28 protein-coding genes are annotated in these 26,533 nt (G+C 74.0%); 8 read left to right on the top strand and 20 right to left on the bottom strand.

The genetic code is table 11. The annotated features are described in order from the left end of the window. Position 1: 1 nt before the first annotated feature. The 7 genes from DEJ32_RS00940 to DEJ32_RS00910 form a co-directional block, all read right to left on the bottom strand. A complete protein-coding gene (locus DEJ32_RS00940) occupies positions 2 to 835 on the bottom strand; it encodes a Nif3-like dinuclear metal center hexameric protein (RefSeq protein WP_110900022.1) in 834 nt (277 codons plus the stop codon). A 38-nt stretch (positions 836 to 873) separates the two neighbouring features. Further along, positions 874 to 2,031 (bottom strand): hypothetical protein, encoded by a 1,158-nt coding sequence (locus DEJ32_RS00935; RefSeq protein WP_110900021.1) that lies wholly within the window; start codon positions 2,029 to 2,031, stop codon positions 874 to 876. A gap of 120 nt (positions 2,032 to 2,151) precedes the next feature. After that, entirely contained in the window at positions 2,152 to 3,105 is a 954-nt protein-coding gene (locus DEJ32_RS00930) for an AraC family transcriptional regulator (protein WP_181420542.1), read from the bottom strand. 72 nt (positions 3,106 to 3,177) lie between these two features. Further along, positions 3,178 to 3,606 carry an ATP-binding protein gene (locus DEJ32_RS00925; protein WP_110825420.1) on the bottom strand — a complete coding sequence of 143 codons (429 nt, stop codon included), beginning with the start codon at positions 3,604 to 3,606 and terminating at the stop codon, positions 3,178 to 3,180. Then, positions 3,597 to 3,935, bottom strand: a complete 339-nt coding sequence (locus tag DEJ32_RS00920; RefSeq protein ID WP_110825419.1) for an STAS domain-containing protein — start codon at positions 3,933 to 3,935, stop codon at positions 3,597 to 3,599. Before DEJ32_RS00920 ends, DEJ32_RS00925 begins: the two co-directional genes overlap by 10 nt. Positions 3,936 to 4,045: 110 nt before the next feature. After that, positions 4,046 to 6,703 carry a phosphoenolpyruvate carboxylase gene (locus DEJ32_RS00915; protein WP_110889694.1) on the bottom strand — a complete coding sequence of 886 codons (2,658 nt, stop codon included), beginning with the start codon at positions 6,701 to 6,703 and terminating at the stop codon, positions 4,046 to 4,048. A gap of 141 nt (positions 6,704 to 6,844) precedes the next feature. Next, positions 6,845 to 7,513, bottom strand: a complete 669-nt coding sequence (locus DEJ32_RS00910; protein ID WP_110889693.1) for a heme oxygenase (biliverdin-producing) — start codon at positions 7,511 to 7,513, stop codon at positions 6,845 to 6,847. A 75-nt stretch (positions 7,514 to 7,588) separates the two neighbouring features. Between DEJ32_RS00910 and DEJ32_RS00905 the strand changes: the two genes are divergently transcribed. Together DEJ32_RS00905 and DEJ32_RS00900 are read left to right on the top strand one after the other, a co-directional pair. Beyond that, positions 7,589 to 8,449 carry a siderophore-interacting protein gene (locus tag DEJ32_RS00905; RefSeq protein ID WP_110900019.1) on the top strand — a complete coding sequence of 287 codons (861 nt, stop codon included), beginning with the start codon at positions 7,589 to 7,591 and terminating at the stop codon, positions 8,447 to 8,449. A 68-nt stretch (positions 8,450 to 8,517) separates the two neighbouring features. Further along, entirely contained in the window at positions 8,518 to 9,093 is a 576-nt protein-coding gene (locus DEJ32_RS00900; RefSeq protein ID WP_110900018.1) for a GIY-YIG nuclease family protein, read from the top strand. Between the two features lie 161 nt (positions 9,094 to 9,254). On the opposite strand, the gene DEJ32_RS00895 is transcribed toward DEJ32_RS00900, so the two are convergent. The 4 genes from DEJ32_RS00895 to DEJ32_RS00880 all read right to left on the bottom strand — a co-directional run bounded on the left by DEJ32_RS00895 (position 9,255) and on the right by DEJ32_RS00880 (position 11,974). Beyond that, entirely contained in the window at positions 9,255 to 10,256 is a 1,002-nt protein-coding gene (locus tag DEJ32_RS00895; RefSeq protein WP_110900017.1) for a hypothetical protein, read from the bottom strand. 73 nt (positions 10,257 to 10,329) lie between these two features. After that, positions 10,330 to 11,007: an RES family NAD+ phosphorylase gene (locus tag DEJ32_RS00890; protein WP_110825414.1), complete on the bottom strand. Its 678-nt coding sequence runs from the start codon at positions 11,005 to 11,007 to the stop codon at positions 10,330 to 10,332. Between the two features lie 10 nt (positions 11,008 to 11,017). Next, positions 11,018 to 11,620, bottom strand: coding sequence for a hypothetical protein (locus DEJ32_RS00885; protein WP_110900016.1), 603 nt, complete (start codon positions 11,618 to 11,620; stop codon positions 11,018 to 11,020). 159 nt (positions 11,621 to 11,779) lie between these two features. Beyond that, complete coding sequence (locus DEJ32_RS00880; RefSeq protein ID WP_110900015.1) at positions 11,780 to 11,974, bottom strand: zinc transporter permease; 195 nt, start codon at positions 11,972 to 11,974, stop codon at positions 11,780 to 11,782. Between the two features lie 127 nt (positions 11,975 to 12,101). Here DEJ32_RS00880 and DEJ32_RS00875 point away from each other — a divergent pair, with 127 nt between their 5' ends. The 4 genes from DEJ32_RS00875 to DEJ32_RS00860 all read left to right on the top strand — a co-directional run bounded on the left by DEJ32_RS00875 (position 12,102) and on the right by DEJ32_RS00860 (position 16,658). Then, a complete protein-coding gene (locus DEJ32_RS00875; protein WP_258368856.1) occupies positions 12,102 to 13,070 on the top strand; it encodes an acetylxylan esterase in 969 nt (322 codons plus the stop codon). Between the two features lie 210 nt (positions 13,071 to 13,280). Beyond that, the gene (locus DEJ32_RS00870) at positions 13,281 to 14,816 is read left to right on the top strand and encodes a GNAT family N-acetyltransferase (RefSeq protein WP_110900013.1); all 1,536 of its coding nucleotides are present in this window, start codon (positions 13,281 to 13,283) and stop codon (positions 14,814 to 14,816) included. Continuing rightward, on the top strand, positions 14,813 to 15,586 hold the full coding sequence (locus tag DEJ32_RS00865; protein WP_110900012.1) for an amino acid ABC transporter ATP-binding protein: 774 nt from the start codon (positions 14,813 to 14,815) through the stop codon (positions 15,584 to 15,586). The genes DEJ32_RS00870 and DEJ32_RS00865 overlap by 4 nt, the downstream gene beginning before the upstream one ends. 52 nt (positions 15,587 to 15,638) lie before the next feature. Beyond that, complete coding sequence (locus tag DEJ32_RS00860) at positions 15,639 to 16,658, top strand: ABC transporter substrate-binding protein (protein WP_110900011.1); 1,020 nt, start codon at positions 15,639 to 15,641, stop codon at positions 16,656 to 16,658. A 279-nt stretch (positions 16,659 to 16,937) separates the two neighbouring features. Here DEJ32_RS00860 and DEJ32_RS00855 read toward each other — a convergent pair whose 3' ends face one another. From DEJ32_RS00855 to DEJ32_RS00840, 4 genes are all read right to left on the bottom strand, one after another. Beyond that, positions 16,938 to 18,089 carry an LLM class flavin-dependent oxidoreductase gene (locus tag DEJ32_RS00855; protein ID WP_110900010.1) on the bottom strand — a complete coding sequence of 384 codons (1,152 nt, stop codon included), beginning with the start codon at positions 18,087 to 18,089 and terminating at the stop codon, positions 16,938 to 16,940. Beyond that, entirely contained in the window at positions 18,086 to 19,450 is a 1,365-nt protein-coding gene (locus DEJ32_RS00850; protein WP_110900009.1) for an NtaA/DmoA family FMN-dependent monooxygenase, read from the bottom strand. The genes DEJ32_RS00855 and DEJ32_RS00850 overlap by 4 nt, the downstream gene beginning before the upstream one ends. Further along, complete coding sequence (locus DEJ32_RS00845; protein ID WP_258368855.1) at positions 19,447 to 20,715, bottom strand: LLM class flavin-dependent oxidoreductase; 1,269 nt, start codon at positions 20,713 to 20,715, stop codon at positions 19,447 to 19,449. The genes DEJ32_RS00850 and DEJ32_RS00845 overlap by 4 nt, the downstream gene beginning before the upstream one ends. A 144-nt stretch (positions 20,716 to 20,859) precedes the next feature. Continuing rightward, entirely contained in the window at positions 20,860 to 22,173 is a 1,314-nt protein-coding gene (locus tag DEJ32_RS00840; protein WP_220032983.1) for a reverse transcriptase family protein, read from the bottom strand. A gap of 236 nt (positions 22,174 to 22,409) precedes the next feature. Here DEJ32_RS00840 and DEJ32_RS00835 point away from each other — a divergent pair, with 236 nt between their 5' ends. Together DEJ32_RS00835 and DEJ32_RS00830 are read left to right on the top strand one after the other, a co-directional pair. After that, positions 22,410 to 22,934 (top strand): heme-degrading domain-containing protein, encoded by a 525-nt coding sequence (locus DEJ32_RS00835; RefSeq protein ID WP_110889681.1) that lies wholly within the window; start codon positions 22,410 to 22,412, stop codon positions 22,932 to 22,934. Continuing rightward, positions 22,931 to 23,365, top strand: a complete 435-nt coding sequence (locus DEJ32_RS00830; protein ID WP_110900007.1) for an HIT family protein — start codon at positions 22,931 to 22,933, stop codon at positions 23,363 to 23,365. Before DEJ32_RS00835 ends, DEJ32_RS00830 begins: the two co-directional genes overlap by 4 nt. A gap of 22 nt (positions 23,366 to 23,387) precedes the next feature. Here the strand turns inward: DEJ32_RS00830 and DEJ32_RS00825 are convergent, their stop codons facing one another. From DEJ32_RS00825 to DEJ32_RS00805, 5 genes are all read right to left on the bottom strand, one after another. Then, the gene (locus DEJ32_RS00825) at positions 23,388 to 23,924 is read right to left on the bottom strand and encodes a phosphoribosyltransferase family protein (protein ID WP_110900006.1); all 537 of its coding nucleotides are present in this window, start codon (positions 23,922 to 23,924) and stop codon (positions 23,388 to 23,390) included. Positions 23,925 to 23,976: 52 nt separating this feature from the next. Then, positions 23,977 to 24,624 carry a copper resistance CopC family protein gene (locus tag DEJ32_RS00820; RefSeq protein WP_110900005.1) on the bottom strand — a complete coding sequence of 216 codons (648 nt, stop codon included), beginning with the start codon at positions 24,622 to 24,624 and terminating at the stop codon, positions 23,977 to 23,979. 95 nt (positions 24,625 to 24,719) lie between these two features. Continuing rightward, a complete protein-coding gene (locus DEJ32_RS00815; protein WP_110900004.1) occupies positions 24,720 to 25,682 on the bottom strand; it encodes an SDR family NAD(P)-dependent oxidoreductase in 963 nt (320 codons plus the stop codon). 10 nt (positions 25,683 to 25,692) lie between these two features. After that, on the bottom strand, positions 25,693 to 25,992 hold the full coding sequence (locus DEJ32_RS00810; RefSeq protein ID WP_110900003.1) for a hypothetical protein: 300 nt from the start codon (positions 25,990 to 25,992) through the stop codon (positions 25,693 to 25,695). 21 nt (positions 25,993 to 26,013) lie between these two features. After that, positions 26,014 to 26,418 (bottom strand): hypothetical protein, encoded by a 405-nt coding sequence (locus DEJ32_RS00805; RefSeq protein ID WP_110900002.1) that lies wholly within the window; start codon positions 26,416 to 26,418, stop codon positions 26,014 to 26,016. Positions 26,419 to 26,533: the final 115 nt, after the last annotated feature.

The raw sequence follows: 26,533 nt of genomic DNA, 5'->3' as shown, positions 1-26,533 counted from the left end.
GTCAGGCTCCTTCGTTGGGTGCGGATGGCAGGACGGCGAAGTCCCACGGGTCGGTACGGAGGTCGCTCACGGTCACGTGCACACCGGCGGCCACACGCAGCTGCTCGGCGGCGACGTTCAGCCAGAGCCACTCGGTCGCCCAGTGGGACGTGTCGACGAGCGCCGGTCCGTCGGCGAGCAGAGCCTGTTCGCGGAACTCGGACGCGGGGTGGTGCCGGAGGTCGCTCGTCACGTAGACGTCGGCGGCCCGCACGGCCGGGTGCCCGAGGTACGAGTCCCCCGCCCCGGCGCAGAGCGCGACCGTCCGGACCGGGTGGTCGTACTCCCCGGAGACGCGGACGCCCGTCGCGGTGGCGGGCAACACGTCGACGATCCGTCGGGCCAGTGCGCCGAGGGGCATCGGCTCGGGCAGCACGCCGACGCGGCCGATCCCGGTGATGCCGTCCGCCGCCGGGTCGATGGGGCGCTGGTCGACGAGCCCGATCCGCTCCGCGAGCACCGCCGACGTCCCGGTGGTGACGACGTCGGCGTTCGTGTGGGCCGCGAGCAACGCGCAGCCGCCACGGACCAGCGTGGCGAGCACGGACCCCTTGACCGTGGACTCGTCGATCGTCGTCACACCACGCAGCAGGAGCGGGTGGTGGGTGAGGAGCAGGTCCGCGCCGGCCGCGACCGCTTCCCGCGCGGTGTCGGGGACGGCGTCGACGGCGAGGTGGACGTGCTCGACCACCGCGTCCGGATCGCCGGAGACGAGGCCGACGGAGTCCCAGGACTCCGCTCCGGCGGTCGGCCACAGGGACTCGACGACGGACTGCAGTTCTCGGAGCGTCGGCATCCCGTCAGTGTACCGAGGCGCGGGGCCCGCTCCGGGTGTCAGCGGCGGCCGACGAGGCGCAGCACGCGAGCGACGAGACGCGACCACCAGCCGGGGCGGGCGGTCGTGTCGGCGGCGTCCCGGGCCTCCCGGTCGGACCCGTCCACGTCGGTCGCGGAGTCCGTCGGCCCATCGACCGTGTCGTCGGTGACGACGGGCGGTGCGGCCGGGACGGCGACCGAGACCACGGGCGTCTCGCCCGTGTGGGCACGCAGCACCGCGGCGAACGCCTCGCGGTCGACGACGGTCGGGCCGGTGGCCGGCTGGACCAGCGGGGTGGGGCGGCCCGACGCCGACAGCGGCGGTGAGACCGGGGCACCGGACAGGAGGCCCGACACGGGGCGGACGGCCGTGCGCGGCCCGACGGCGGTCACGGTGGCAGTGCTCGGCGCGGGTGCGTCCGCGTCCTCGGCTCCGTCGAGGTCGGCGGGCAGGTCGAGTGCGACGGGCTCGGCCACCGCGCGGTGCGGTGCCGGCAGCAGCGGGCGGACGGCACCGACCAGGACCGGCGCGGTCGCGGCACGGCGGAGCGCGGCCCGCTCGCGGCGGTCGGCCTCGAGGGCGGCGTCGGCGAGGAGGTCGGCGAAGACCTCGCGGGCGAAGGCGCGTGCCCCGTCGATCTCGGCGGCCGAGACCTCGGTACCGGCCAGTCCGGCGACGACGGCCTCCCAGGCAGCGAGACGGGCGAGGTCCTCGTCGCGGACACGGACCTCGTCCTCGAGCAGGTCGATGCGCTCGATCGTGGTGCGGCCGCTGGTCGCGCTCAGGGCGACAGCCAGGTCGTCGAGGCGGAGGGCGAGACGCTCGGGCGGTTCCGGGAAGGAGGGGGCGCAGACCGCGACGTGGCGCGCGCGGTCACGGCGGAAGGCGCGGTCGTCGCGCTGCTCCACGACGGCACCTTCGTCGGCGACCGGAGCGTCCGCGACGGGAGCGTCCACCACCGGAGCGTCGGCGACCGAGGCATGCGCAGCGGGATCGTCGACGTCCGGAGCGTCGACGGCGGGGAGCACCGGGCGGCGGACGGGACCGGTGACCGGGGGCACGACGAGGTCGGCGACGTACGGGGAGCGCGTCGCCGGGGCGTCGCGCAACCACTCCTCGAGTTCCCGACCGAAGGGGTCGACGAGGGGGGTGCGTGCACCGGACTGCGTCTCCATGTGAGGAGTATGAATATCGCGCGGTGCGGATCGGCGGACATCCGCGGAGTGTCGCGCGATCGGGTGGCATGTCGCACTGGACGTGAGCGGCGTGTCGGTCGCTCGGGGCGATCCGCGGGGTCAGCCGTGCAGCGTGTCGCGGGGGTATTCGCCGAAGCGACGCGCGTACGCAGCGGAGAACCGGCCGAGGTGCGCGAACCCCCACCGCAGGGCGACGGTCGCGACGGTGGTGTCGAGGGGCGACGCTGCCCGGAGTTCGTCCCGGACCCGGTCCAGTCGGATGCCGCGCAGCATCGCGTTCGGGGCGACACCGATCTGCCGTTGGAAGGCCTGCTGCAGCCCGCGGACGCTCAGACCGACCTGCTCGGCGACGTCCGTGGTGGTGATCGGGGTGTGGGCGACCGCGTGCATGTACTCCACGGCCGCACGGACGCGTCCGGAGGCGCCGACGGGGACCGGGACCTGGCGGGTCAGGACGTGGTGCGGGAACGTGCTGAGCAGGGCGAGGGCGGTGCGCCGTGCGACCTCGGCGAGGGCGAGCACGGACATCGGAGCGGCCCCGAGGACGACCGGCGCCCACTCCTGCACGTGCAGGTTCCAGGCGCGGGCCGCCTCGACCCCGGGTGCCACCGCGTGGTCGAGCACGACCGTGCCGGGCTCGGCGCCGTGGACCTCGGCGGCGACACGCTCGACGACGGCACGGTCCACCTGCACGAGGTTCTGCCGGACGTCCATCAGGTCGAAGCGGAACGGACGGTCCGAGGGGAACACGACGGGACGGCCCGGGACGAGGGCGACCTCGTCGCGGCCGACGTCGACCACGCCGCCGCCGTCGCTCACCCACGTCACGACGAACTCGTCCGGGGACGCGACCTCGCCGACCATCCGTGCGTCGTACCGGGTCGAGCGGAAGGACATCGTCGCGTCGCCGACGGTGCGGAAGCGGTACCCGAACGGTCGCTCCGATCGCTCGGGGAGGAAGCCCGAGGCGTCGTACGCGTCCTCGAACATCGTCCGAGCGGCGTCGAGGTCGATCCCGGTCATCTCGACGACGTTCCGAGGGTCGGGTGGCACGCACATCACGGGCATGCTGACACGGCTTGGACCGAGTCTATGAATCCGGATCGACCAGGTGCGGGAAACGGCTCACGCCGCGCGGGTGGCCTTCCGCACCGTCCACCGGTTCTCGTCGCCGTGACGGTCGTAGCGGAGCTCGTCGACGACCATCTGCACGAGGGCCAGCCCACGGCCGCTCTCCGCGAACTCGTCGGGCAGGGTCGCTCCGGCCACGTCGACCGCGGCGGGACGACCGTCGTCGGTGATCCGGGCCTCCAGCCCGTCGGACGCGACGGCCAACGTCAGCGAGCACGTCAACGGGACGCCGGCGGTGGCGTGCTCGATGACGTTCGACGCGAGTTCGATGATCGCGAGCTCGAGGGCCATGCGGTCCTCGACACTGATCGCGGGCTCCGACGTCCAGACGTCGGCGAGGAAGTCGTGCACGGACGAGACGTCGTCGGGCGGTGACGCGAAGTCGAGCCGGTGTTCCCCCACGACGGCCCCGGTCAGACCCATTCGCTGACGGCTTCGTCGCCGTCCGCGTAGCTGCGGAGGATCTTGTCGATGTTCGAGAGCTTCAGGACCATCGCGACCTGCTCGGAGGGAGCGGCGATCCGGAGGTCGCCGCCGGCCTGGCGCGCGGTCTTCAGTGCGCCCACGAGTGCGCCCAGACCCGACGAGTCGAGGAACTCGACCTTCGACAGTTCCACGGCGACGCGGGGGCGACCGCCCTCGATGACGGACGCGACCGTCTCGCGGAATGCGGGGGCCGACACCATGTTGAGGCGGCCCGAGCACTCGAGCACCGCCGCTTCCGTGCCGGCTTCGTGTACGACGATGTCCATTGTCTCCGGGTCCTCCTCGAGAACGTGCGCGTGCCTTCCAGCGAGGCTACCGATTGTCGACGACCGGGGGAACAGGACGCGCTGACTCCCGCGACCCCGGTCCGGGGGGATCAGCCCGTGTTCTGCAGTCCGGCGGCGATCCCGTTGACCGTCAACAGCAGCAGGCGGTGGTCCGCGTCGGTCGTGTCGGTGCTGCCCGAGGTGCGGATCGAGCGGAGCGCCCGGAGCTGCAGGTGCGACAGGGCGTCGACGTACGGGGAGCGGAGCCGCACCGCGCGCGCGAGCACCGGACGGTCCTGCAGGACGTCCTCGGCACCGCTGATCCGCAGGACCCACGAGCGGGTGCGGTCCATCTCGGCGAGGACCTTCTGTCCGAGGTCACCGCGGTCCGCGAGTTCGAGGTAGCGGCGGGCGATCTGGACGTCGGTCTTCGCGAGCGACATCTCGACGTTCTTCAGCAGGGCGGCGAAGAGCGGCCACTCGGCAGCAGCGGTGCGCAGCAGCTCGAGGTCGCCGACCGCCTCGAGCGCGGACCCGAGGCCGTACCACCCGGCGAGGTTGATGCGCGCCTGCGTCCACGAGAACACCCACGGGATCGCCCGCAGGTCCTCGAGGGACTCGACGCTCAGGCCGCGGCGAGCCGGACGTGATCCGAGCGGCAGGAGCCCGAGTTCCTCCATCGGCGTGACCCGGGCGAACCACGGCGCGAACCCGTCCGCCTTGACCAGGTCGTAGAACGCGGCGCGGGAGACGTCGTCGAGCTGCTGCGCCAGGTCGGCGAACCGCTCGGCTGCGACCGCCGTGCGGGACTCGTTCGACGGCGAGGACGCGAACAGGGTCGCGGAGGCCATCTGCTCGAGGTGCCGGGCGGCGATGTCCTGGTCGCCGTACTGGGCGAAGATGACCTCGCCCTGCTCGGTGAGCTTGAGCCGGCCGTCGATCGACCCCGGCGGCTGCGCGAGCACGGCCTCGTTGGCAGGACCGCCGCCGCGACCGAGCGAGCCGCCGCGGCCGTGGAACAGCGTCAGTTCGACGTCGTTCGCCGCGGCCCACGTCGCGATGCGCGCCTGCGCGTCGTACAGTGCGAGGTTCGCCGACACGGGGCCGACGTCCTTCGACGAGTCGGAGTAGCCGAGCATGACCTCGAGCCGCCGACCGGTCGCGGCCAGGCGTCGCTGGAACGGCTCGGTCCGGACGGCCTCGTCGAGGATGTCGACACTGGCGTGCAGGTCGGCGAAGGTCTCGAACAGCGGGATCACGTCGAGCACCGGGGCGGCCTCGACCGAGCCGAGCGCGGCGACCGCGAGCTCGTGCACGTTCGCCAGGTCCGCCGCGGACTGCGTGAACGAGACGATGTACCGGCTCGCCGAACGGACGCCGTACCGACGCTGCAGGTCCGCGATGGTCCGGAAGACGGCGAGGACCTCCTCCGTCATCTCGCTGCGTGCTCCCCCGGCCCGGATCTCCGCGAGGGCGGTGCGGTGGACCTGCGAGTGCTGACGGACCTCGAGTTCGGCGAGGTGGAAGCCGAAGGTCTCGACCTGCCACACGAGGTTCTGCAGCTCGCCGTTCGCTGCCCGGACGGCACCAGCGGCGGTCAGGGAGGCCTGCACGACGCGGAGGTCCGTGAGGAGCTCGTCGGGACCGCTGTACGCGAGCGGACGGTCGTCGCGGCGGGTGGCGTCGATGCGGGCGGCGATGAAGAGCAGTGCCCGACGGTGCGTCTCGTTCGGCGCGCGGATGCCGATGCGCTCGGCGACCTCCGGGTCGAGCGACTCCTGCGCCGCGACGAGGGCGGTGAGGCCGGCGTCCGCGGGGGTGTGGTCGGCGTCGAGCGTCAGGGCGCTGCCGATGCGGGTGGCGGCGCGGGTGAGACCGAGCAGGATGTGTTCGGCGGCGATCTCGGCGGCCTGGCGCGTGACGTCGGCGGTGACGTGCGGGTTGCCGTCGCGGTCCCCGCCGATCCACGTGCCGAAGCGCACGAACGCCGGGGCCTGCACCGGGGCGCGGCCGGCGTCGTCGCCCTGCAGCCGGTCGTCGAGCAGTCGGTAGACCTGGGGCACGATCTCGAAGAGCGTCTGGTCGAACACGCTCATCGCGGTCCGGACCTCGTCCAACGGGGTGGGCCGGGTCGTCCGCAGCGGCGAGGTGCGCAGCAGCGTGGCGATCTCCTCGAGCAGGCGTCGCTCGTTCTCGGCGCGGGCGGTGGCGTTCTTCGTGCGGTCGCGTTCGTCGATGAGGTCCGTGATGCGACGGACGCCCGTGGTCACCGCGCGACGGCGGGCCTCGGTCGGGTGCGCGGTGAGGACCGGGTGGAACCGGAGCCCCTCGAGCCGGGCGGCGGCCTCGTCGGCGCCGACCTGCTCCACGAGCTCGACGAACGTGGCCGGGAAGGAGTCGCCCGGCAGGCCGCCGTCGTCGCCGCGGGAGCGGAGCACGCGGACACGGTGGTGCTCCTCGGCGAGGTTGACGAGGTGGAAGTACGAGGTGAAGGCGCGGGCGACCTCTTCGGCGCGTTCCGCCGAGAACCCCGCGACGACCGCCTCGGCCCGCGCGGCTCCGTCGGCGTCGGTGTTCTCGTACGCGTGGATGACCGCCTGGCGCAGCGCCTCGACGTCGCGCAGCAGGTCGGGCCCGCCGGTCTCGCTGAGCACCCGGCCGAGCAGGTTGCCGAGGTACCGGACGTCGGCGCGGAGGTCGCTGTCGACCGCTCCGCTGACGTCGTCACGCGCCCGTCCGTGGCGCGTCGAGCCGTCGATCGTCGTCATGGAGGTCCTTCCCGGGTCGGTCCGGGCTGTCCCGCCCGGGTCGGTCCGGGCTGTCCCGGCGTGGCAGCAGCGTACCGGGCAGCGCAGCCTCGTGACGACGACCGTCCGGACGGGCGGACCAACGGCGGTCCGCTGGGTGGGTCAGGCCGGGTCGGCGAGGACGGACGGCAGCCGCGTGCCGTCGACCGCCGCGAGCAGCCCGGCGTCGAGCCGGTACGCGAGTTCGACCTCGGCGATGACGCGCTCCCGCTCGTCCTCCGTCCACGGGGCCGCGTCGAGTTCCGCCCGGTAGGTGTCCGTGAACGCGGCCGGGTCTGCCACCTGGTCGAAGATCCACAGCAGGACGCCGTTCGTCTCGAACCCGAACTGGTCGGCGAGCAACCGGCCGATCGCGTGGCCGCCGGTCAGGTCGCCGAGGTAGCGCGTGTAGTGGTGTGCGACGAACCCGCCCGGCCACGTCGCCGCGACCTCGTTGAGCCGTCGCACGTACGCCGTCGTCGCCGGGAGCGGCGTGAGCAGCTCGTCCCAGTCGGGCCCGACCAGGTACTCGAGGTCCGCACGGATGCCCGGCATCCTGGTCAGTCGGCTCGTCACGAACGGGGCCGCGACGGGGTGGTCCGCCATCCGGTCCGCCGCGCGTTCGAGGGCGTCGTACACGAACGCGTACTGCCCGAGCAGTGCCGCGTAGTCGGCGACGTCGCATCGCCCCTCGACGAGGTCGTGCATGAAGCCGTGCCCGGCCGAGACGCCGTGCGAGCGCCGGGTCCGGGCCCGCAGCGCCTCGGAGAACGGGACGACGTTCGTGCTCATGAGGTGAGGCTAACCTCACTTGATGCCCGTCGTCACGCACCGACGGGAAGACCCAGGAAAGGAGGCTCGTCCCCGATGAGCCCGAAGCCGAACCGCCCGCAGCACGTCCTGGTCGTCGTCCGGACCGAACGACTCACCCCGCACATGGTGCGCGTGCACCTCGGAGGACCCGGGTACGACGCCTTCGTCGGCGACGCCGACCCGGAACGCCTGGCGATGACGGACAAGTACGTGAAGCTGCTGCTCCCGCAACCGGGCTCCGGGCTGCGACCGCCGTACGACCTGGAGGCCCTCCGCGCGACGATGCCGAAGTCGGACCTGCCCGCCCGCCGCACGTACACGGTGCGCGCCGTGGACCCGCTCGCACGGACCATCGCGATCGACTTCGTCGTGCACTCGACGGCCGGGCACGGCGACGACGGACTCGCCGGACCCTGGGCGGTCGCCGCGCAGCCCGGGGACCGCATCGCACTGTCCGGTCCCGGCGGCGGGTACGCACCCCCGACCGACCCGACCGTCACGCACGTGCTGCTCGGCGACGACAGCGCCCTGCCCGCGATCGGTGCCGCCCTGGAGGCGATGCACCCCACCGCCACGGGTGTCGCCCTGCTCGAGGTGGCCGGCCCCGCCGACGAACAGCCGCTCGTGCACCCGACGGGCGTCACGCTGCGGTGGCTGCACCGCGACGCGGTCGGGGCCGAGCCCGGCACGCTGCTGCTGGCGGCGACCCGGGAGCTGCCCAGGGCCTCCCGGCCGGTCCGGGTCTTCGCGCACGGCGAGCGTGCCGCGATCAAGGCGATCCGTCGGGTCCTGCAGGACGACTGGGGACTCGAGAAAACGGACATGTCACTGTCGGCCTACTGGGCGCTCGGGCGCGCCGAGGACCGGTTCCAGGAGGAGAAGCGCGAACCCGTCGGGGTGGTCTTCCCCGACTGAGCTGCCGCCACCGGCCGGTCGGACGGGAGGCCCGCCGCGCGTCGGTGGTCGCCGGTAGCGTCCCGCGCATGGTCCGGCCCCGAGACGTCCCGCGCTGCTGCGTGCCCGGCTGCGACCGCACGACCACGGACGGCGTGCCCGTGCCGCTGTGCCTCGGACACGTCACCCTGGTCGGCGACTTCGCCGCGGAGCACGTCGGCGTCGAGGACCTGCTGCCCGGCCCGTGCATCGTGTGCGGCGGACGCATCGGCGTGCGCTTCCCGACCGGGACCCTCTGTGCCGTGTGCGAGTGGCGGTTCGGCGACGTGCCGGACGGCGAACTCGGTGCGCCGCGGGTCGACGTCGTCTACTACCTGCGGATGCGCGACGAGAGCGGGGACCGGGTCAAGATCGGCACGACCGCGAACCCGCGGCAACGGCTCGGGCGGATCGCGCACCAGGACCTGCTCGGGTTCGAGCGGGGCGACCGGACGCTCGAACGACGGCGACACGCCGAGTTCGCGGCTTCGCGCTACCCGGGCACCGAGTGGTTCCGCGTGACGCCGGAGCTCCTGGCGCACGTGGGCACGGTCGCCGCGGGCGCCCCGGACCCGTGGGCGCTGCACACGCGGTGGGTCAGCGAGGCGCTGGCGCTCCGGGTCTGAGGCAGCGAGCGGCGCTCCGGGCCTGAGGCAGCGAGCGGCGCTCTGGTCCCGAGGCAGCGAGGGGTCCGAGGCAGCGAGGGGTCCGAGGCAGCGAGCGGCGTTCCGGACCCGAGGCAGCGACCGGCGTCCCGCGCCTGGCACGCGGTCGGCGGCGACCGCGGTCAGCGGGCGTAGGCGTCGACGAAGAGCGGGCCGCGGATCTCCCGCAGGACGTCGACGAGCCGGTCGACCGTCCGGCCGGACACGCCGGACACCTGGAGGTCCCACGGACCGAGTGCCGGCAGCCGCCCGGTGCGGATGCGCACGACCTCCCACCCGACGGCGCGGGCGGCGCGGTCCTTCCGGCGGTCGGAGTCCTCGCGGGAGCCCACGTGCTCGAGCCCGTGCCGCCCGGTCGAGTCGTACTCGATCGCGACGCGGAGCTCGGGCAGCACGATGTCCGGCCAGACCTCGACGTGCTCGTGGAACGGCCGGTCCAGGCGGATCGCGGTGTGGTCGAACGTCAGGTCGAGCCGGTCGTGCAGCGCTGCGCGGAGCTCCGCCTCGACCGCCGAGGCCGGCGCCGGGGCACACCGACTGACGAAGGACTCCCCCGACGGCAGGCGCGGGGTCTTCGGGCAGATGGTCCGGGGTGCGGCCGAGCGGGCACCGCCGGTCCGTCCGGTGCGGCGGCTCCCCCGGCGCGTCGACGCCACCGCGCCGCTCGGCACCGCGGACGAGGAGGCCCCGGTGGCGACGGCGCGGGCACCACCGCGCGCGGGCGCGGCCGGCAGCGTCTGCCGACCGGTCGTCCGCACGGCGCGCTGCGGGACGGGGACCCCGCTCGGCCAGTCCTCCGGCAGGACCGGCCAGCGCTGCGGCTGGGCGAGCACCGCACACTCCGGGCACCACACGGACCTTCGGCGCTCACGGCCCGGCCGGGACCGCTGCTCGGACGGTGTCGCGACGAACACGTGGCCGACGTCGCACTCCCACGTCAGCAGGACGTCGGCGGCCGGCGGCACCTGCGTGAGGACGACACCGGCGTTCCACTCCGGGTGGTACTGCCGCACGAGGACCGGCCACGACGCCCACTCGGCTCGGAACTCCCCCACGGCGTAGGGCACCGGGACGCCGCGCGACCACTGTCGGCGGCGCCACCACGCATCGACTGGTTCGGCCACGAGCGGCACGGTAGGACGAGCCACCGACACCGACCGGATCGGCCATTGCCGACACCGACCGGGACCGCTTCGCTCAGGTCGGCGGGGTGACGAACGTGAACCGCTCGGGACCGGCGTCGGACCCGTCGTCGAGCACGCGGATGCCGGATTCACGGCAGGCGGTGATGCCGTCGCGGTGCACGCGCTCCGGCCGAGGCCGCTTCGGTACGCCGGCGCTGCCGAAGACGGCCCACGCGTTCGCCGCCGCGGCGCTCGTGAAGCGGGTGCTGTACCGGACACCGGCGAAACCCGCTGCGTCGAAGGCCCGGGCCCACGCCTGCGGCACCCGGTAGTCGCCCATCGTCTGCAGCTCCGCCCCCACGCCGGACCGGACCGCGAGCGGGTCGGTGACGTCGGCGAAACGCCGGCCGCGGGAGGCGCGCGCGGCCACGACGACCATCTCCCGAGCCCGTGCCGCGAACACGGTGTTCGTGGTCAGGGTGTGGTGTGCGAGACGCTCCCGCACGGCGACCTCCACCGAGTCCGCCCAGTAGCAGGTGCCCCGCGGAGCGGCGAGGTCGAAGCGGCCGCCGTCGATCCCGTCCGCGTCCGCCGGGGTCGAGGCGAACCACCAGGCACCGCGGTCGTGCCGCTTCGCCCGGTAGAAGGTGGTGCCGCGCGACTCCGCCGCGGGGAAGGCCGACAGGTCGACGCCCGCGTCCGGGGGCTGCTGGGCGACGTCGCTGCGCCGGGGCTCGTGTGCCGGGGTCATCGCGCGCGGCTCAGGCGTCCGCGTGCCAGGCGTTCGCCGCGCGACGGGCGGCAGTGAGCACGGGCTGCACGCGACCGTCCCGGAGCGCCTGGGCGGCGGTCGTCCCGCCGAACTCGTCGGCGACGGTGTTCAACCAGAGCGCGCTGCCCCACGGGTCGATGCCGTCGCGGTCGAGCAGGTCGAGGACCTCCCGCAGGTGCGGGAGCGGGGCGCCGGAGGCACCGAACTGGAACGACGGGAAGATGCGGGTGCCGTCCCCGATCTTCAGGCCGAGCAGGTCGCGCTTCTGGCTCGCCTTGTGGATCGCCTGCCGGCTCACACCACGCCAGGTCGCGAGCGAGGTCGTGTCGTAGAACGGCCCGATGAGGGCGTCCGCCTCGTGCTTCACCGCGGGCAGGGCGGCGAGCATGCGTTCGGCCAGCGCGTCGACGTCCGCAGAGTCGGAGAGCGCGCCGTCCGCCCGGCCCTGCCGGACGAGGTCGGTGACCGCCTCGACCAGTGCGGTCTCGGTGGCGGAGAGCCCCCGGCCCGCGCGGCGGTCCGCGTCGGCCGTGGCGCCGGAGCGCTGAGCGCTCGCACCGCGGGTGGTCGAGCGGTGCAGTGTCGATTCCAAGCCGGACTCCTGTCGTCAACCGTGTCAACCACACGCTACGCGCGGGGCGACAACCGTGTCAACCCGTCCTGCCGGTTCCGCTCCCCCGACCGCCGGACGGGAGGCGCGGTGCGCGTCCGGCACCGCGCCTCCCGTCCGGCGACCCCGCGTCAGCGGGTGTCAGTGCTCGTCGTAGTGTTCCTCGTGACGGGCGTGACGGTGCCCGTCGTGGACGAAGTCGACGTGGTCGTCGTGCTCGACGGTCTCGTGCTCGCCGCCGTCGCGCTCGTGGTCGTGCTCCTCGACCCCGTGTTCGGCGACGCGGTGCTCGCCCTCCGCGGGTCCGTCGACGGTGGGGTCGGTCGTGTCGGTCATGGTGCCGTCCTTTCGTGAGATCGGTTCTCATGGCCACCGTACGGGCTCGTCCCCCCCGATGTCCGCCGGCGGACCGGCAGACCCGTCGGACCTTCCCCGGGACGCCGTGCCGTGCCAGGGTCGGACCGTGTACACCGACATCACCGGACCGGACCTCACCTCGTACCGCGGCAGCGTCGCCGAACCGGACGACTTCGACGACTTCTGGCGACGCACCCTCGCGGCAGCGCGGGAACACCCCGTCGCCGTACGGACCGCGCGGGTCGACACCGGCCTCACGACGGTCGACACCTACGACGTCTCGTTCGCCGGCTGGGACGGGCAGCGCGTCGCCGCGTGGCTGACGGTCCCCGCGGGCAGCAGCGCCGACGCTCCGCTCCCCGCCGTCGTGGAGTACCTCGGCTACGGCGGTGGACGCGGCCTGCCGACCGAACGCCTGCTCTGGGCGTCGTCGGGCGTCGCGCACCTGCTCATGGACACCCGCGGCCAGGGCTCCGGGTGGGCGACCGGCGACACCCCGGACCCCGACGGCAGCGGACCGGCGATCCCCGGCGTGATGACCCGCGGCATCGAGTCGCCCGACACGTACTACTACCGGCGCCTGACCACCGACGCGGTCCGCGCCGTCGACGCCGTCCGCGACATCGACCTGGTGGACGGCCGGCGGGTCGCGGTGCTCGGCGGCAGCCAGGGCGGCGGGATGGCGATCGCCGTCGCCGGCCTGGTGGAGGGACTGGCCGGGGTGTTCCCCCGCGTGCCGTTCCTCTGCGACCACCGGCACGCCACGCAGATCACCGACGCGTACCCGTACCACGAGGTCGTCGACTACCTGGCGACGCACCGCACCGCCACGGAGCAGGTGTTCGGCACGCTCGCGTACTTCGACGGCGTCCTGCACGCGGCCCGCGCGACCGCACCGGCGTGGTTCTCGGTCGCGCTGATGGACCCGATCTGCCCGCCCTCGACCGTCTACGCGGCATACAACGCCTGGGGTGGCCCGAAGGAGATCACCGTCTGGGAGTACAACGGCCACGAGGGCGGCGGGGCGCACGAGGACGCCGACACGCTGCCGCGGCTCCGAGCGTTGTTCGGCTGACACCGGTGCGACCGCGGCGACCGGCCAGCGGGCGAGCACCGGTCCGGTCACCGGGGAGGGCCACGATGTGACGCTGCGTTGCGCCGTGTAGCGCCGTGTTGCGGAGTGTGCCGCCGTGTTTCGTCCTCCGTTGTGAGCGGGGCGGAGCCCTCGTACCGTCGGGCCACCGACCGGCACCCGCCGGCCGGGTCACCGACGTGAGGGACACCGATGACCGACACGGCCCCGGCGCACACCGCCTCCTCCCGCACGCTCGTGTTCCGCACGGTGCACCCCGACGACCCTGCCGTCGCCCCGCTGCTCGCCGACCTGGAACACGAGTACGACACCCGGTACGGCGACTCCTCCGACGAGCCGGCTTCGGTCGAGCTCCGGCGTTGGCCGGCGGAGGACTTCGTCGCCCCCCGCGGTGCCTTCGTCCTGCTGTTCGAGGACGACCAGCTCGTCGCCGGCGGCGCGTTCAAGCCGTACGACGCGGAGACCGTCGAGCTCAAGCGCATCTGGACCGCACCGGCCGCACGCGGGCGGGGGCTCGCCGGGCTCGTCGTCGCAGAACTCGAGGCAGAAGCCCGCCGCCGTGGGTTCCGCCGCGTCCACCTGACCACCGGGCCGCGGCAGCCCGAGGCGGTCCGGCTCTACCTCCGCTCCGGGTACACCCCCCGGTTCGACCGCGGACGGCCGCCGGAGGAGATCGGGATCCACCCCTTCGAGAAGGTGCTCGACGAGGCGGAGGCGGAGCGGGCCTCCCGTCCCGGGACCGACCCGGACGTCGTCCTGGCGGGGCGCGCCGCGCTCGACCGGCCCGTCGTGCCGCTCCGGCACCCGCTGCGGTGGCTCGCCGCCGCGGTCGTCCTCGTGCTCGTGCTGAACCTGGTGCAGACGCTGTTCACCAACCCGTCCTGGGGGTGGCCCCGTGTCGGGACGTGGCTGTTCAGCCCGGCGATCCTCACCGGACTGCAGCTGACCCTCGTCGCGACCGCGTTGAGCGCGGTGATCAGCTTCGCCGGTGGAGTCCTCGTCGCGGTCGCCCGGATGTCGCCGAACCCGGTGTTGTCCGGGCTCGCCTGGGGCTACGTCTGGCTGTTCCGGTCGGTGCCGCTCATCCTCGTGCTCGTCTTCCTCTACAACCTCGGCTCGCTGTACCCGTCGATCGGCGTCGGGATCCCCTTCGGGCCGCAGTTCACCGTGCCGACGACCGACCTGCTCGGCGACCTGGCGATCGGGGTGCTCGCGCTGAGCCTCAGCGAGATCGCCTACGCGTCGGAGATCGTCCGCGCCGGGGTCCTCGCCGTCGACACCGGGCAGCGTGAGGCGGCGCAGGCGCTCGGACTCCCCCGTCACCGACAGTTCCTGCGGATCGTGCTGCCCCAGGCCCTCCGCTCGATCGTGCCGGCGTTCGTCAACCAGCTGATCGGGCTGCTCAAGGCGTCCTCGCTGCTGTTCTACGTCTCGCTGCTCGACCTGTTCGGGGTGGTGCAGAACCTGTCGAGCACCTACCCGACGGACGTCATCCCGCTGCTCGTCGTCGCGACGCTCTGGTACCTCGCACTCACCAGCGCCGTGTCGGTCGTGCAGTACCACGTCGAGCGGTGGACGGCCCGCGGCTCGGTGCGCGAGCTGCCGCCAACCCCCTGGCAGCGGATCCGTACCGCGCTGCGGGCTGCCCGCCGCACCGCCGCCACCCGTTCCACGACCACGGCGTCCGACCCGTCTGTCGCGACGACCGCCGTCAGGAGCACCCGATGACCGCCGCCGTCTCCGTCCGGAGTGCCGTGAAGGCGTTCGGCGACCACGTCGTCGTCGACGGCGTCGACCTCGACCTGCCCGCCGGGAGCGTGACGGCGGTGCTCGGACCCTCCGGGTCGGGGAAGTCGACGCTCCTCCGCGCGATCAACCACCTGGAGCCGCTCGACCGCGGCGTCGTCACCATCGGCGGCGAGCCGGTCGGGGTCCGCGTCCGTCGCGGCCGCGACGGCCGTGAACGCCTCGAGGAGCTACCCGAACGGATCATCCTGCGGCAGCGCTCCCGGATCGGGTTCGTGTTCCAGCACTTCAACCTGTTCCCGCACCTCACCGTGCTCGAGAACGTCGTCGAGGGGCCGGTCGCCGCCGGGGTCCCCGCCGACGCTGCCCGGGCACGCGGCAGACAGCTCCTCGACCGGGTCGGGCTCGGTGACCGCGCGGACAGCCGACCACGGCAGCTGTCCGGCGGCCAGCAGCAGCGCGTCGCCATCGCCCGGGCGCTCGCGCTCGAGCCCTCGGTGGTGCTGCTCGACGAGCCGACGTCGGCGCTCGATCCGGAGCTCGTCGGCGAGGTGTTGTCCGTCATCGCGGACCTCGCCCGGTCCGGCACCACGCTCGTCGTCGTCACGCACGAGGTCGCCTTCGCCCGCGAGGTCGCCGACCACGTCGTGTTCCTCGACCGCGGCCGCGTCGTCGAACAGGGACCGCCGTCGCAGGTCATCGATGCGCCGGCGCACCCGCGCACCCGCGACTTCCTCGCCCGCGTGCGCTGACCGCGCGGCTCTCCCACACCCCGTCCCACCCGATCCCCTCGTCTGGAGCACCATGTCCTCGAACCCCGTCTCCCTCCGCCAGCGGCACCGTGCCGGCGTCCTCGTCCTCGCGGCCGGCGTCGTCGTCGCACTCGCCGGCTGCTCAGCGAACGCCGCGGCCGAATCCGCCGGCGCGTTCGACGGCTCAGTCACGATCGGCGCCGCCGCGAACGGTGCCGCGACCGAGACCACGCTCGACGTCGCGGCCGACCCCGCTCTGCACGATGCCCTCCCCGCCGATGTGAAGGCCTCGGGGAAGCTCGTCATCGGCGTCGGGGCCCTGCCCGCCGGGTTCCCGCCGCTCGCCTTCACCGGGGACGACCAGAAGACGCTCACCGGCTCGGAGCCGGACCTCGGCCGCCTCGTCGCCGCGAAGCTCGGGCTCCGGGCGGAGGTGTCGAACGCGACCTGGGACAACCTCTTCGTCGGCATCGACGGCGGCAAGTTCGACGCCGGGTTCTCGAACATCACCGTGACCGAGCAGCGCAAGGAGAAGTACGACTTCGCGTCCTACCGGCAGGACGAACTCGCCCTGCAGGTACCGGCCGACAGCGACCTGTCCTTCGACGGCGACCCGTCCGTCCTCGCCGGGGAGACGATCGCCGTGAGCTCGGGCACGAACCAGGAGAAGATCCTGCTCGAGTGGCAGGAGCAGCTCGCGGCCGACGGGAAGACCGTCACGGTCAAGTACTACCCGGACGGCAACGCGGTGAAGCTGGCCCTCGACTCGGGGAAGATCGACGGGTACTTCGGCCCGAACCCGACGATCGCCTACCAGAACAGGCAGAGCGCGGGTGGGGCGCACCCCACGAAGACGGCGGGCACGTACTCCGGAGCCGGGGCGGACCTGCAGGGGCTCATCGCGGCGACGACGAAGAAGGGCAGCGGTCTCGCGGATCCGATCGCGGACGCCCTCGACGAGCTCATCGAGGACGGCACCTACGCGGAGTGGCTGCGGGCGTACGGCCTGTCGAACGAGGCCGTCGAGCACTCGGAGGTCAACCCCGAGGGACTGCCGCTCGACAACAGTTGACGCGCGGCTCCCGCGCTGGCACGACGCGCCGCTCACCTCCCCGGTGGGCGGCGCGTCGTGCGTTGCCGCCGTCGTCCGCGCAGCGGTGACGGGCCGGCGGTCCCCGCCGGGGCGCACGCCGTCGGACGGGAGGCGCGGTGTGCGCCGGCACCGAGCCTCCCGTCCGGCGGCAGGACCGCACCCCGCGCGAGCGGGCGCGACCCGGGTCGCGCGGCGCGGCGCGCCGGGCTCCAGGCGACGCCAGGCCTCAGCGACGCCTGGCCTCAGCGACGCCTGGCCTCAGGCGACGACGACCGCCTCGGCGGTGCGGCGGGCCCACTCGGCGGCGAGCAGCTCGTAGGAACGCACCCGTGCGGCGTGCTCGTGCGTGATCGTGGTGACGAGGAGCTCGTCCGCCCCGGTGACCCGGCGGAGCACCTCGAGCCGGTCCGCGACGTGCCCGGCGTCCCCGACGAAGCGGGCGGCGATGCGGTCGCGGACGGACGCGGCGGCGGCTGCGTCGAGCGGGGCCGCGCGGGCCTCGTCCGGCGTCGGGTACGCGATCGCGCCGATGCCGGACCGGATCGAGTGCACCCACTGCCCGTAGCCGTGCGCGAGTTCCTCGGCCTCGGCGGTCGAGCGGCCGACGACGACGTCCGCGGACACGATGACGTACGGCTCGTCGAGCACGCCGGGGCGGAAGGCCGCGCGGTACGCCCCGACGGACGCCAGGACGGTGCCGGGGGTGGAGTGGTAGTTCGCGCCGTAGGGCAGACCGAGCGCCCCCGCGATCCGGGCGCTCTCGCCGCCGGTCGAACCGTGGACCCAGAGCTCGACGTCCGCACCGGTCGCCGGTGGCGCCTCGACGACGGCGCCGTCACGCTCCCAGGTGCCGGCGAAGAGGGCACGGACCAGGGCGAGTTCGTCCTCGAACCGGTCGACGTCACCGGGTACGCGGCCGAGGAGCTCCCCCTGCAGGGCGAACCGGCTCCCGGGGGCGATGCGGAGGTCGAAGGGCGCGGGCAGGAGCAGCCCGTCCACCTCGGTGTCGGCGCGCGGGGCGAGCGCGGGCGGCTTCGGGGTGCCCGGAGCGGGTGCGCCCGAGCGGCCGAGACCGAGGTCGAACCGCGGCCCGTACAGCCCGGTGAGGGTGCCGAAGGTCTCGGCGATCTGCAGTCCGCGGACGTTCCCGACCAGGGTCGCTGCGCTGCCGACCCGGATCGACGTGGTGGCACCGGCGACGGCACCCATGACGACGGTCGGCGCACTGCCCGCGACGCCCGGGTTGAGGTGGTGCTCGGCGAGCCAGTACCGGGCGTAGCCGGCGCGCTCGGTGACGACGGCGAGGTCGACCGTCTCGTGCAGGGCCGCCGTGGCGGACGAACCGCTGCGCACGGGGACGAGGTCGAGCACCGAGAGCGGCACCGGCGCCCCGCGGTCGACGCCGCTCACGCGAGCACCCCCTGGCGGTCACGGACCCGCCCGGAGAGCCCGAGGGTCTCGCGCAGGGTCGCCCCGTCCTCGTACTGCTCCCGGTACACACCGCGCTCCTGCAGCAGTGGGACGACGCTGTCGACGAACTCGTCCAGGCCGTACGGGTTCGTGTGCGGGACGACGACGAACCCGTCGGTCGCCCGTTCCTGCACGTACCGGTCGATCTCGGCGGCGATGCTCGACGGCGTGCCGACGAAGCCGCCCCGTGTCGACACCCGGATGACGAGCTCGCGGATGGACAGCCGGTCCGCCGCGGCCTGCTCGCGCCACGTCTGCACGACCGCCCGGGGGTCCCGGACGTGCCGGACCCTGCCGCGGGTGATCGTGTCCGCGTCGACGTCGGGTTCGACGTCGGGCAGCGGTCCGTCGACGTCGTAGGACGACAGGTCCCGGTTCCAGACCTGCTCGAGGAACGCGATCGCGGTCGCCGGGCTGACCTGCGCGCGACGGATCGCCCGGGAGCGTTCCTCGGCGTCGGCCCGGGTGTCGCCGAGCGTGAAGGTCGCGCCGGGCAGGACGAGCAGCTCGTCCCGGGAACGTCCGACCCGTTCCAGCCGTGCCGCCAGGTCGTCGGAGAACCGGCGGGCGTCCTCGAACTCGGTGTGCAGCGAGAAGACGACCTCGGCCTGCGCGGCGGCGAGGTCGCGGCCCTCGTCGGAGTCGCCGGCCTGCACGAGCACGGGGTGACGCTGCGGGCTGCGCGGCACCGGGAACGTGCCGGTGACGTCGAACTGCGGGCCGTGGTGGTCGACGTCCCGGATGCGGGAGCGCTCCGCGTACACGCCAGAGGTCACGTCGGCGACGACGGCGTCCTGCTGCCACGAGTCCCACAGCTCGCGGGCGAGCTCGACGAACTCGGCGGCGCGCGTGTACCGGTCCGCGTGGTCGAGGAAGCCCCCGCGTCGGAAGTTGGCACCGTGGAAGGCGTCCGAGCTCGTCACGACGTTCCACCCGGCGCGGCCCTCGGTGAGGTGATCGAGCGTGGCGAGCTGCTTCGCGAGCTCGACCGGCTCGTTGAACGTCGCCGACAGCGTGCCGACGAGCCCGATGTGGGACGTCACCCCGGCGAGGGCGGCCAGGACGGCGAGCGTGTTCGGACGACCGACGACGTCGAGGTCGTGCACGCGGCCCTTCTGCTCGCGGAGCCGCAGCCCCTCGGCGAGGAACAGGAAGTCGAACCGGCCCCGCTCGGCGTTCCGCGCGAAGTGCTCGAACGACGAGAACGCGATCTGGCTCTCCGCGCGGTCGTCGCTCCAGACCGTGGTGTTGTTGACGCCCGGGAAGTGGGCGGCCAGGTGCACCTGTCGCTTCGTGCTCATGCGGGGACCCCCTCGGGTGTGGTGGTGGCGTACCGGCTGACCGCGGGGCGCAGCCCGAACCGCGTCCGCAGGTCGGCGACGGGGCGCGAGGCGACGTCCGCGCGGAGCCCGGCGGTGACGAGCGCGGGGACGAGCTGTCGGGCGACGGCGGTGCTGTCGAGCGGGATCCGCAGCGGGCGCAGTCGGACGCCGGCGTACCCGAGGGCACGGAGGTCGCCGATGCGGGACACGAGTTCCGGCACGGTGGTCGCGAGCACGGCGGCGTCCGACCAGGAGGGACCCGCTGCCGCAGGCCCCGCCGCCACGGTTCCCGCCGCCACGGTTCCCGCCGCCGCGTCGAGCGCCGCCAGCGCGTCCGCCGCCTCCGCCGACGACGACCCGATGAGCACCGCGAGGTCCGCGAGCACCGGGCGCTCCCGGTCCGATCCGGCCGCCTGCTCGGCGTCCCGCACCACGGCCAGCGCGCCCCGGTCCTCCAGGCCGCCCGCGCCGGGCGTGACGAGCACGACGTCCGCGGCGTCGACCGCGAACCGGGCCGTGTCCTCGCGGTGCGCCAGTGCGAGGACCGGCGGCCGACCCTGCGGGGACCGCGGGACGATCGACGCGCCGTGCACCGACAGGTACGAGCCCCGGAACCGGGCGTCGTGGATGCGGTCGCGGTCGATGAAGCGGCCGGTGGCGACGTCGCGGATGACGGCGTCGTCGTCCCAGCTGTCCCAGAGACGCGCAACGACCTCGGCCACCTCGCGCGCCTCGTCGAGCAGCGGCTCGACCGTGCCCGGTCCCGGTGCTCCGTCGGGCAGGGTCCGGCGGCCGAAGAGCGCGGCCTCGCGGGCGGTGGGACTCACCTGCAGTCGCCACCCGGCCCGGCCGGTCGACACGTGGTCGAGGGTCTGGAGGGCCGTTGCGACGTGGAACGGTTCGGTGTGCGTCACCGAGACGGTCGGGACGAGGCCGATCTGGCGGGTGGCCGGTGCGACGGCGGCGGCGACGAGCAGTGCGTCGAGGCGCCCGACGACCGTGCTGGTGTCCAGGTCACCGGTCGCGTCCACCGGGCCGGCGGTGAAGGAGTCCTCGAGCGTGACGGCGTCGACGCCGAGGCGGTCCTGCTCCCCGACGACGTCGCGCCAGTGCTGCAGGGTCGGCAGGCGTCGCGCGGCGACCGGGTCGGTCCGCCAGGCTGCCGGGTGCCATCCGGCGCCCTGCAGGGCGGTGACGAGGGTGATGCGGTCGGGCACGGGTTCCTCGGCTCTGTCGGTGGTCACGGCATGCGGGATGCGGGGCATCGGGCGTGCGTCGACGCTACGGCGACGGACGCCGGACCGGGGCGTGGGTTGCGGTCCGTGACGGGGTGTTGCGTCAGATGACGTCCGGCGTCCGTCCGTCACGCGGGTGGTGACGGGGCTCGATCACCAGGTGATGCGGACGAACTCCCGGCGGAGGCGGTCGGCTCGTCCGGGGTTGGTCTGCTCGACCCAGCCGATGCGGCCGAGCAGGTGCGCCCGGAAGTCCGGATGACCTGACCGGTTCTGCGACTCCGGTCCGTGCTCGGCGCAGTTGTGGAGGACGGCGTGGAGGCGGTCGACCTCGCGGCGGCCGGGAGCGGTGCGGTCGTTGACGACGACGCCGGTGACGCTCTGGCGGACGCTCGCGGGTCGGACCCGGGTCTTGCGGGCGTTGAGCCGGAGGCCCTGGTCGGTGACGATGCGGTCGACACCCCGGAGGAAGGCGTCGGCGCGCCGCGCGAGACGGTCGTCGCCGCTGAAGGTGAGGTCGTCGGCGTACCGGGTGTAGACGGCACCGGCGGCGTCCGCCCACCCGGCGAGGCGCGCATCGAGGTGCCGCAGCACGGTGTTCGCGAGCGCCGGGGAGGTCGGCGCTCCCTGGGGCAGGTGCGCGTCGGCGAGGGCGCGGCGGAGGGCAGCCCGCTCGTCGACGTCCCCGCCGGGCGGCATCGCGGTGAGCACGTGGGTCGGGACCCGGTGGGTGCAGAGACCGGTGAGGACGTGGGCGAGGGGTTCCGCGAACCCGGCCGCCCGGAACACCCCGTACACGGACCGTGCGCGGACGCTCGCGAAGAAGCTGGTGAGGTCGGCTGTGATGACGACGCGTTGCCCGACGTGCAGCGTGGCGCCGGAGACCACGCTGCGGCCGGGGACGAAGCCGTGTGCCGCATCGTGCACCGGCAGGACCGCCAGGAGTTCGTCGAGGACCGTCCGTTGGGTCCGGCGGAGCATGTCCAACGGTTTCTCGAGCAGGCGCGGCGTGCGCCCCGGGCGGCGGACCCACTCGTGCCGGTGGTGGTGCAGCGGGCTGGCGGAGCCGGGTCGGCGGTTCCACCCGCGCGTGTCGGCGAGCCACAGGAGCCGGCCGACCGTCAGGTCCAGTTCGCGGGCGAGCTCGGGCAGGGTGTCGACGAGCAGGCGGCTCGACACCCGCGGCACCGCGCGCACGGGGACCGCCCGCCGCAGCAGCACCCGGACCGGTCGGCGAGTGGACCGTGTGCGGTGCAGTCGCACCAGCTGCGGTGACGCCGCGATCACCGCCGCGAGCTGCCGGGGTGCGTCGACGGGAGGCCGTGGGTACGTCTCGAGCGCGGTGCGGACGGCGTGGCCCACGTACGCGCGCTCCGGTCCGAGGACGTCGAAGCCCGCGGCCGTGAGCGGTCCGGTGTCCCAGGCGTCGGCGGCGAGGAAGGCGTCCGCGAGGGCGGTCGCGACCACCTCGACGGGCGTGGGGTTCCCGGGAGACCTGTCGGTGCCTCCGTGAGGTCGCGCGCGCGGAGCGCGCCGAGCCTCTCGGGGCGTGTGGTGCTGCTGGTCCTGCGTACCCCGGGGTGACCCCGGAGAGGTCGACGCGTCACGCGCGCCGTCCGCCTCCCCCGGGAACTCCACGTGCTCACCATACGGAGGATCGCGCTACCGTGACGAGCGACACCGCCGTCCCTGTGAGGAGCACCATGCCCGACACCACCGGAACCACCGACACCACCACCGGAGCCCGGTACCGCGAACTCGGGACCGAGCAGAAGCTCGCCGTCCTGCTCGCGGAGGAACGCGAACTCGACCACGACTCGTTCGACCTCGACGACGCCTGGGCGGTGGGCTCCTGGTTGCGGGCGACCGCCCTGGAGCGTGGGCTCGGCGTCGGGTTCGCGGTGTCCTTCGGCGAGCAGCGCGTGTTCCACGCGGCGACCCCGGGCTCCGGCGCGGTGAACGACGCCTGGTTGGAACGGAAGTTCCGGGTGGTGCGGCACTTCGCCCACTCCACCCTCGCGGTGCGGACGCAGTACGAGGTCGGCGGTTCGACGTTCGACGAGGCCGCGGCACTCGACCCCCGGCAGTACCAGGCCGCGGGCGGGGGCTTCCCGCTCGTGGTGCGCGGGTCGCTCATCGGCGCCGTCGGCGTCAGCGGCCTCGAGATGCACGACGACCACGCGCTCGTGGTCGAGGCACTCCGGGCACATCGGGCGTCGCGCCCGTGACGACGGTGGACCCCGACGACTGCGTCTTCTGCCGGGTCATCGCGACGGACGACCCGGACACCGTCTGGATCGAGCGGGAGCCGGACGCGGTCGCGTTCCGGCCGCTGCCGGAGTCGGAACTCGCGCCCGGGCACACGCTGGTCGTCCCGCGGGAGCACGCCACGGGCCTCCTGGACGTCGCCCCGGACGCCCTGCGAGCGACGGCACTGCTCGCGCAGCGGGTGGGGCGCGCCATGCGGGCCGCGCTCGGTGCGACCGGGGTCGTCGTGCTCAGTGCGACCGGAGCGGACGCGGGCCAGAGCGTGCCGCACCTGCACCTCCACGTCGTGCCGTGCTGGCCCGACGACGGTGTCCTCCGCTGGCCGGAACAGCGCTCCGCGCACGTCGTGGACGGGGACCCGTCGGCGCTGCTCGCGGAGATGTTCGAGTGAGCGGACAGCCCGGTCGGGCCGCTCAGAGGTCGGCGGCCCGGACCAGGTGCCGGATCGGCGGTAGCGCGTCCCGCGCGGCCGCTGACGCCTCGTCGACGACGACCGCGACGCTGACGAGCGTCCCGCCGCACTCGTCCACGAGCGCGGCGGCAGCCCCAGCCTGCCTGCCCGTCTCGATCCAGTCGTCGACGAGCACGACCCGCTGTCCCGGGCGGACGAGGTCCCGTCTGGTGGCGAGCGTCCAGCGGCGTCCGCGGTAATCGGGGTTCGTGACGTGACGCACGAGCGGACCCGGGAACAGGGCACCGTCCTTCCGGACCGGGACGAACCCGACGCCGAGCGCCAGGGCCACGGCCGGTCCGAGCACGAATCCGCGCGCTTCGATGCCGAGGACCAGGTCAGCACGGTCCTCCGCGACGAGCGCCGCGAGCCCCGCGACGACCGTTGCGAGGGCGTCCGGGTCAGCGAGCACCGCCCAGGTGTCCGCGTCGCCGTCGAGCCACCGGAACCGGCGCACCACCGCCCGGCGAGCGCGGTCGACGGCGTCCTCGTCGGTCATGACGTCACGGTGTCCGGGGCGGTCCTGCGGAGGACCCGGCCCATGCTCTGGATCACCCGCCGGCCCGGGAGGATCGCCGCCGGACGGCGAGGACGACGCCGCCGGCGACGACGAGCAGCACCCCGCCGAGCACCCACGGCAGCACGGGTGCTCCGGTACCGGTCGCGGTCGGGTCAGCGGCAGCAGCAGGGGTCGGCGTCGCCGTGGCGGACGTGTCCGACCGGGCCTCCCGGCTCGCGGTGGCGGACGGCGAGGAGAGCGGAGTGGGGGCGCTCGACGCAGCCGGAGCGGCCTCGACGGTGAACGCGACCTGGCCGTCGACCGGGTGACCGTCCGGTGAGACGTACCGCCACAGCACCGTGTGCGGGCCGGCCGACAGGTCGACGCGCTTCGACATCGTCGTCCCCTCGACGCGGACCTCGCCCGTCGACTCGTCCTGGCCGGTCTGGTCCCGCACCTCGATGCGGAGTCCGGCGTCGAGACCCGCGAGCGGGGCCTCGCTGAACGTCAGGTCGACCTGCCGCACGGCCGTCGTCACCGTGGCCCCGTCCGCAGGGTTGCTGCCGATGAGCGCCGAGTGCGCCGCGGCGGGCGCAGCACCGCCCGGACCGGCGACGACCGCCGCGAGGACGACCGCCAGCGCGAGGGCGGAGCCTCCGACGCGACGGGAGGAAGAGCTGCTGCGTCCGGTCCGTGGCACAGACGGACTCTACGGGTCCGAGGTGTGCGCCCGGCGGACGGACGGGAGGCCCGGAGCCGACCGGCACCGGGCCTCCCGTCCGACGGACGCCCGCGTCAGCGGCGCGAGCCGCTGCGGAGGAAGAGCACGGCGGCACCGGCGACGCCGAGCCAGACCAGCGGCCGCGTCACGCGACGCCGCTTCGCGACCCAGCCACCGTCGGTGGCGTTGCCCGCGTCGGTCGGTGCGTAGAGGTTCCCGTCGGTGGGCGCCTGCTTCCCGCGGAGAGCGAAGACCTCGACGGCCGGACGAGTGATGCGGTGGAACAGCCACGGCACGATGAACTCGGCCGGCACGAGCGCGGCCTGGATGCGCCCGACGTAGCGGTTGCGCTTCGGGTGCAGGGCCTCGGCGACGACGGCCTTCGCCGCGCGCTGCACGGAGACGGTCGGGGGCAGCGGGTGCGACGCCTTCTCGGTGTAGTTCGCGCCGTTCTGGTAGATCGGGGTGTCGATCGTCGACGGCAGGACGGTGCCGAAGCGGATGCGCGTGCCCAGGTGCTCGTCGGCGAGCACGTCCATGAGCCCGAGGGCCGCGTGCTTGCTCGTCACGTAGGCCGACTGGTACGGCGCGGACAGCAGCGACTGGATCGAGCCGACGAGGACGTACGTGCCCTCACCACGCTGCTTCCAGTGCGGCAGGAGCGCCTTCACAGCGTGGACGTGACCGTGCAGGTTCGTGTCGACGACGCGCTTGAACGCCTCGGTCGGGGTCTGCTCGAACAGGCCGTAGACGAACAGCGCGGCGTTGCCGACGAAGACGTCGATGCGGCCGAAGCGGCTGGTGACGGTGCCGACGAGGTCGTTCACCTGTCGCTCGTCGGCGACGTCGGTGGGGATGGCGACGGCCTCGGCGCCGAGCTTGCGGCACTCGGCGGCGGCTTCCTCCAGGCTCTGCTCGCCGCGCGCCGCGAGGACGAGCGTGGCGCCCTGCTTCGCGAACTCGTGCGCAGCAGCCCGGCCGATGCCGCTCGATGCTCCGGTGATGACGACGACCTTGCCGCGGAATCGTGAACCCATGGGCTCTTCCCTACCCGGTCGGGGCTGCTGGGGAGCCGAGCGGCGTGTCCCCCGGCCGCGCACCCGGGCGCTCGGTGGTCCGGGTGGCGCCGGCGGGATCGAGCTCCGCGCGGAGCGAGCGCAGAACCCGCACCAGCACGGGTCGCTTCAGCCCACCGGCGGCGAAGGGCCGACCGAGCGTCGTCCGGGGAGCGAGCACAACGTGTCCGTTCGCGGTGCTCACCCAGATGCCCCAGTCCTGTCGCACCCCCTTGACCACGGTGTTCGCGAGGCCGAAGGCGCGGATGCGTTCCCACGGCAGCGCATGCACCGGCCGGGCGTGGTCGGGTGTTCAGCCGTGCAGCCCGGTGTCGTCGACGGTCCAGACCTCCGGCTTCGGGTCGGCGAACTCCTCGCCCGCGACCAGGGCGGCCGTCTCGACGGGCAGGTGGAACACCGGCCGGCCACCGGTGGCGCGGATCCGGGCGAGGGTGCGACGGTCGCGTCGGCCGGACGACCATGCGGCGAGCGCGACGCCCGGTCCCGTCAGGAGGAGGATCGGTGGGACGAGCAGGAACACCCCGCTGCGCGGCGTCGCGTCCGCGATGCGGCGCGTGACGTCCGGCTGCACGAACATCTCGACGAGCAGGAACGCGCCGAGCGCCGAGACGAGCACCGTGACGAGGACGATCCGCCAGGTCGGAGGGACCTCGCCGTCCCGCAGTCGCTGCACCCATCGGTCCCCGTCGTGTTCCACGGGCCCAGCTTGGCAGCGGGGACGGTCGGGGTCCGCCGAGGCTGCCGGCGGAGTCCGTGTCCCGTACCCGTGGCAGGTCAGGCGTGGTCGCGGAGGGCTGCGTCCCCACACCGAG

Source organism: Curtobacterium sp. MCPF17_046 (genome assembly GCF_003224295.1).
Lineage (GTDB): Bacteria > Actinomycetota > Actinomycetes > Actinomycetales > Microbacteriaceae > Curtobacterium.
Note: the sequence above shows the minus strand (reverse complement) of the source record. Positions and strands in the feature narration are given on the sequence as shown.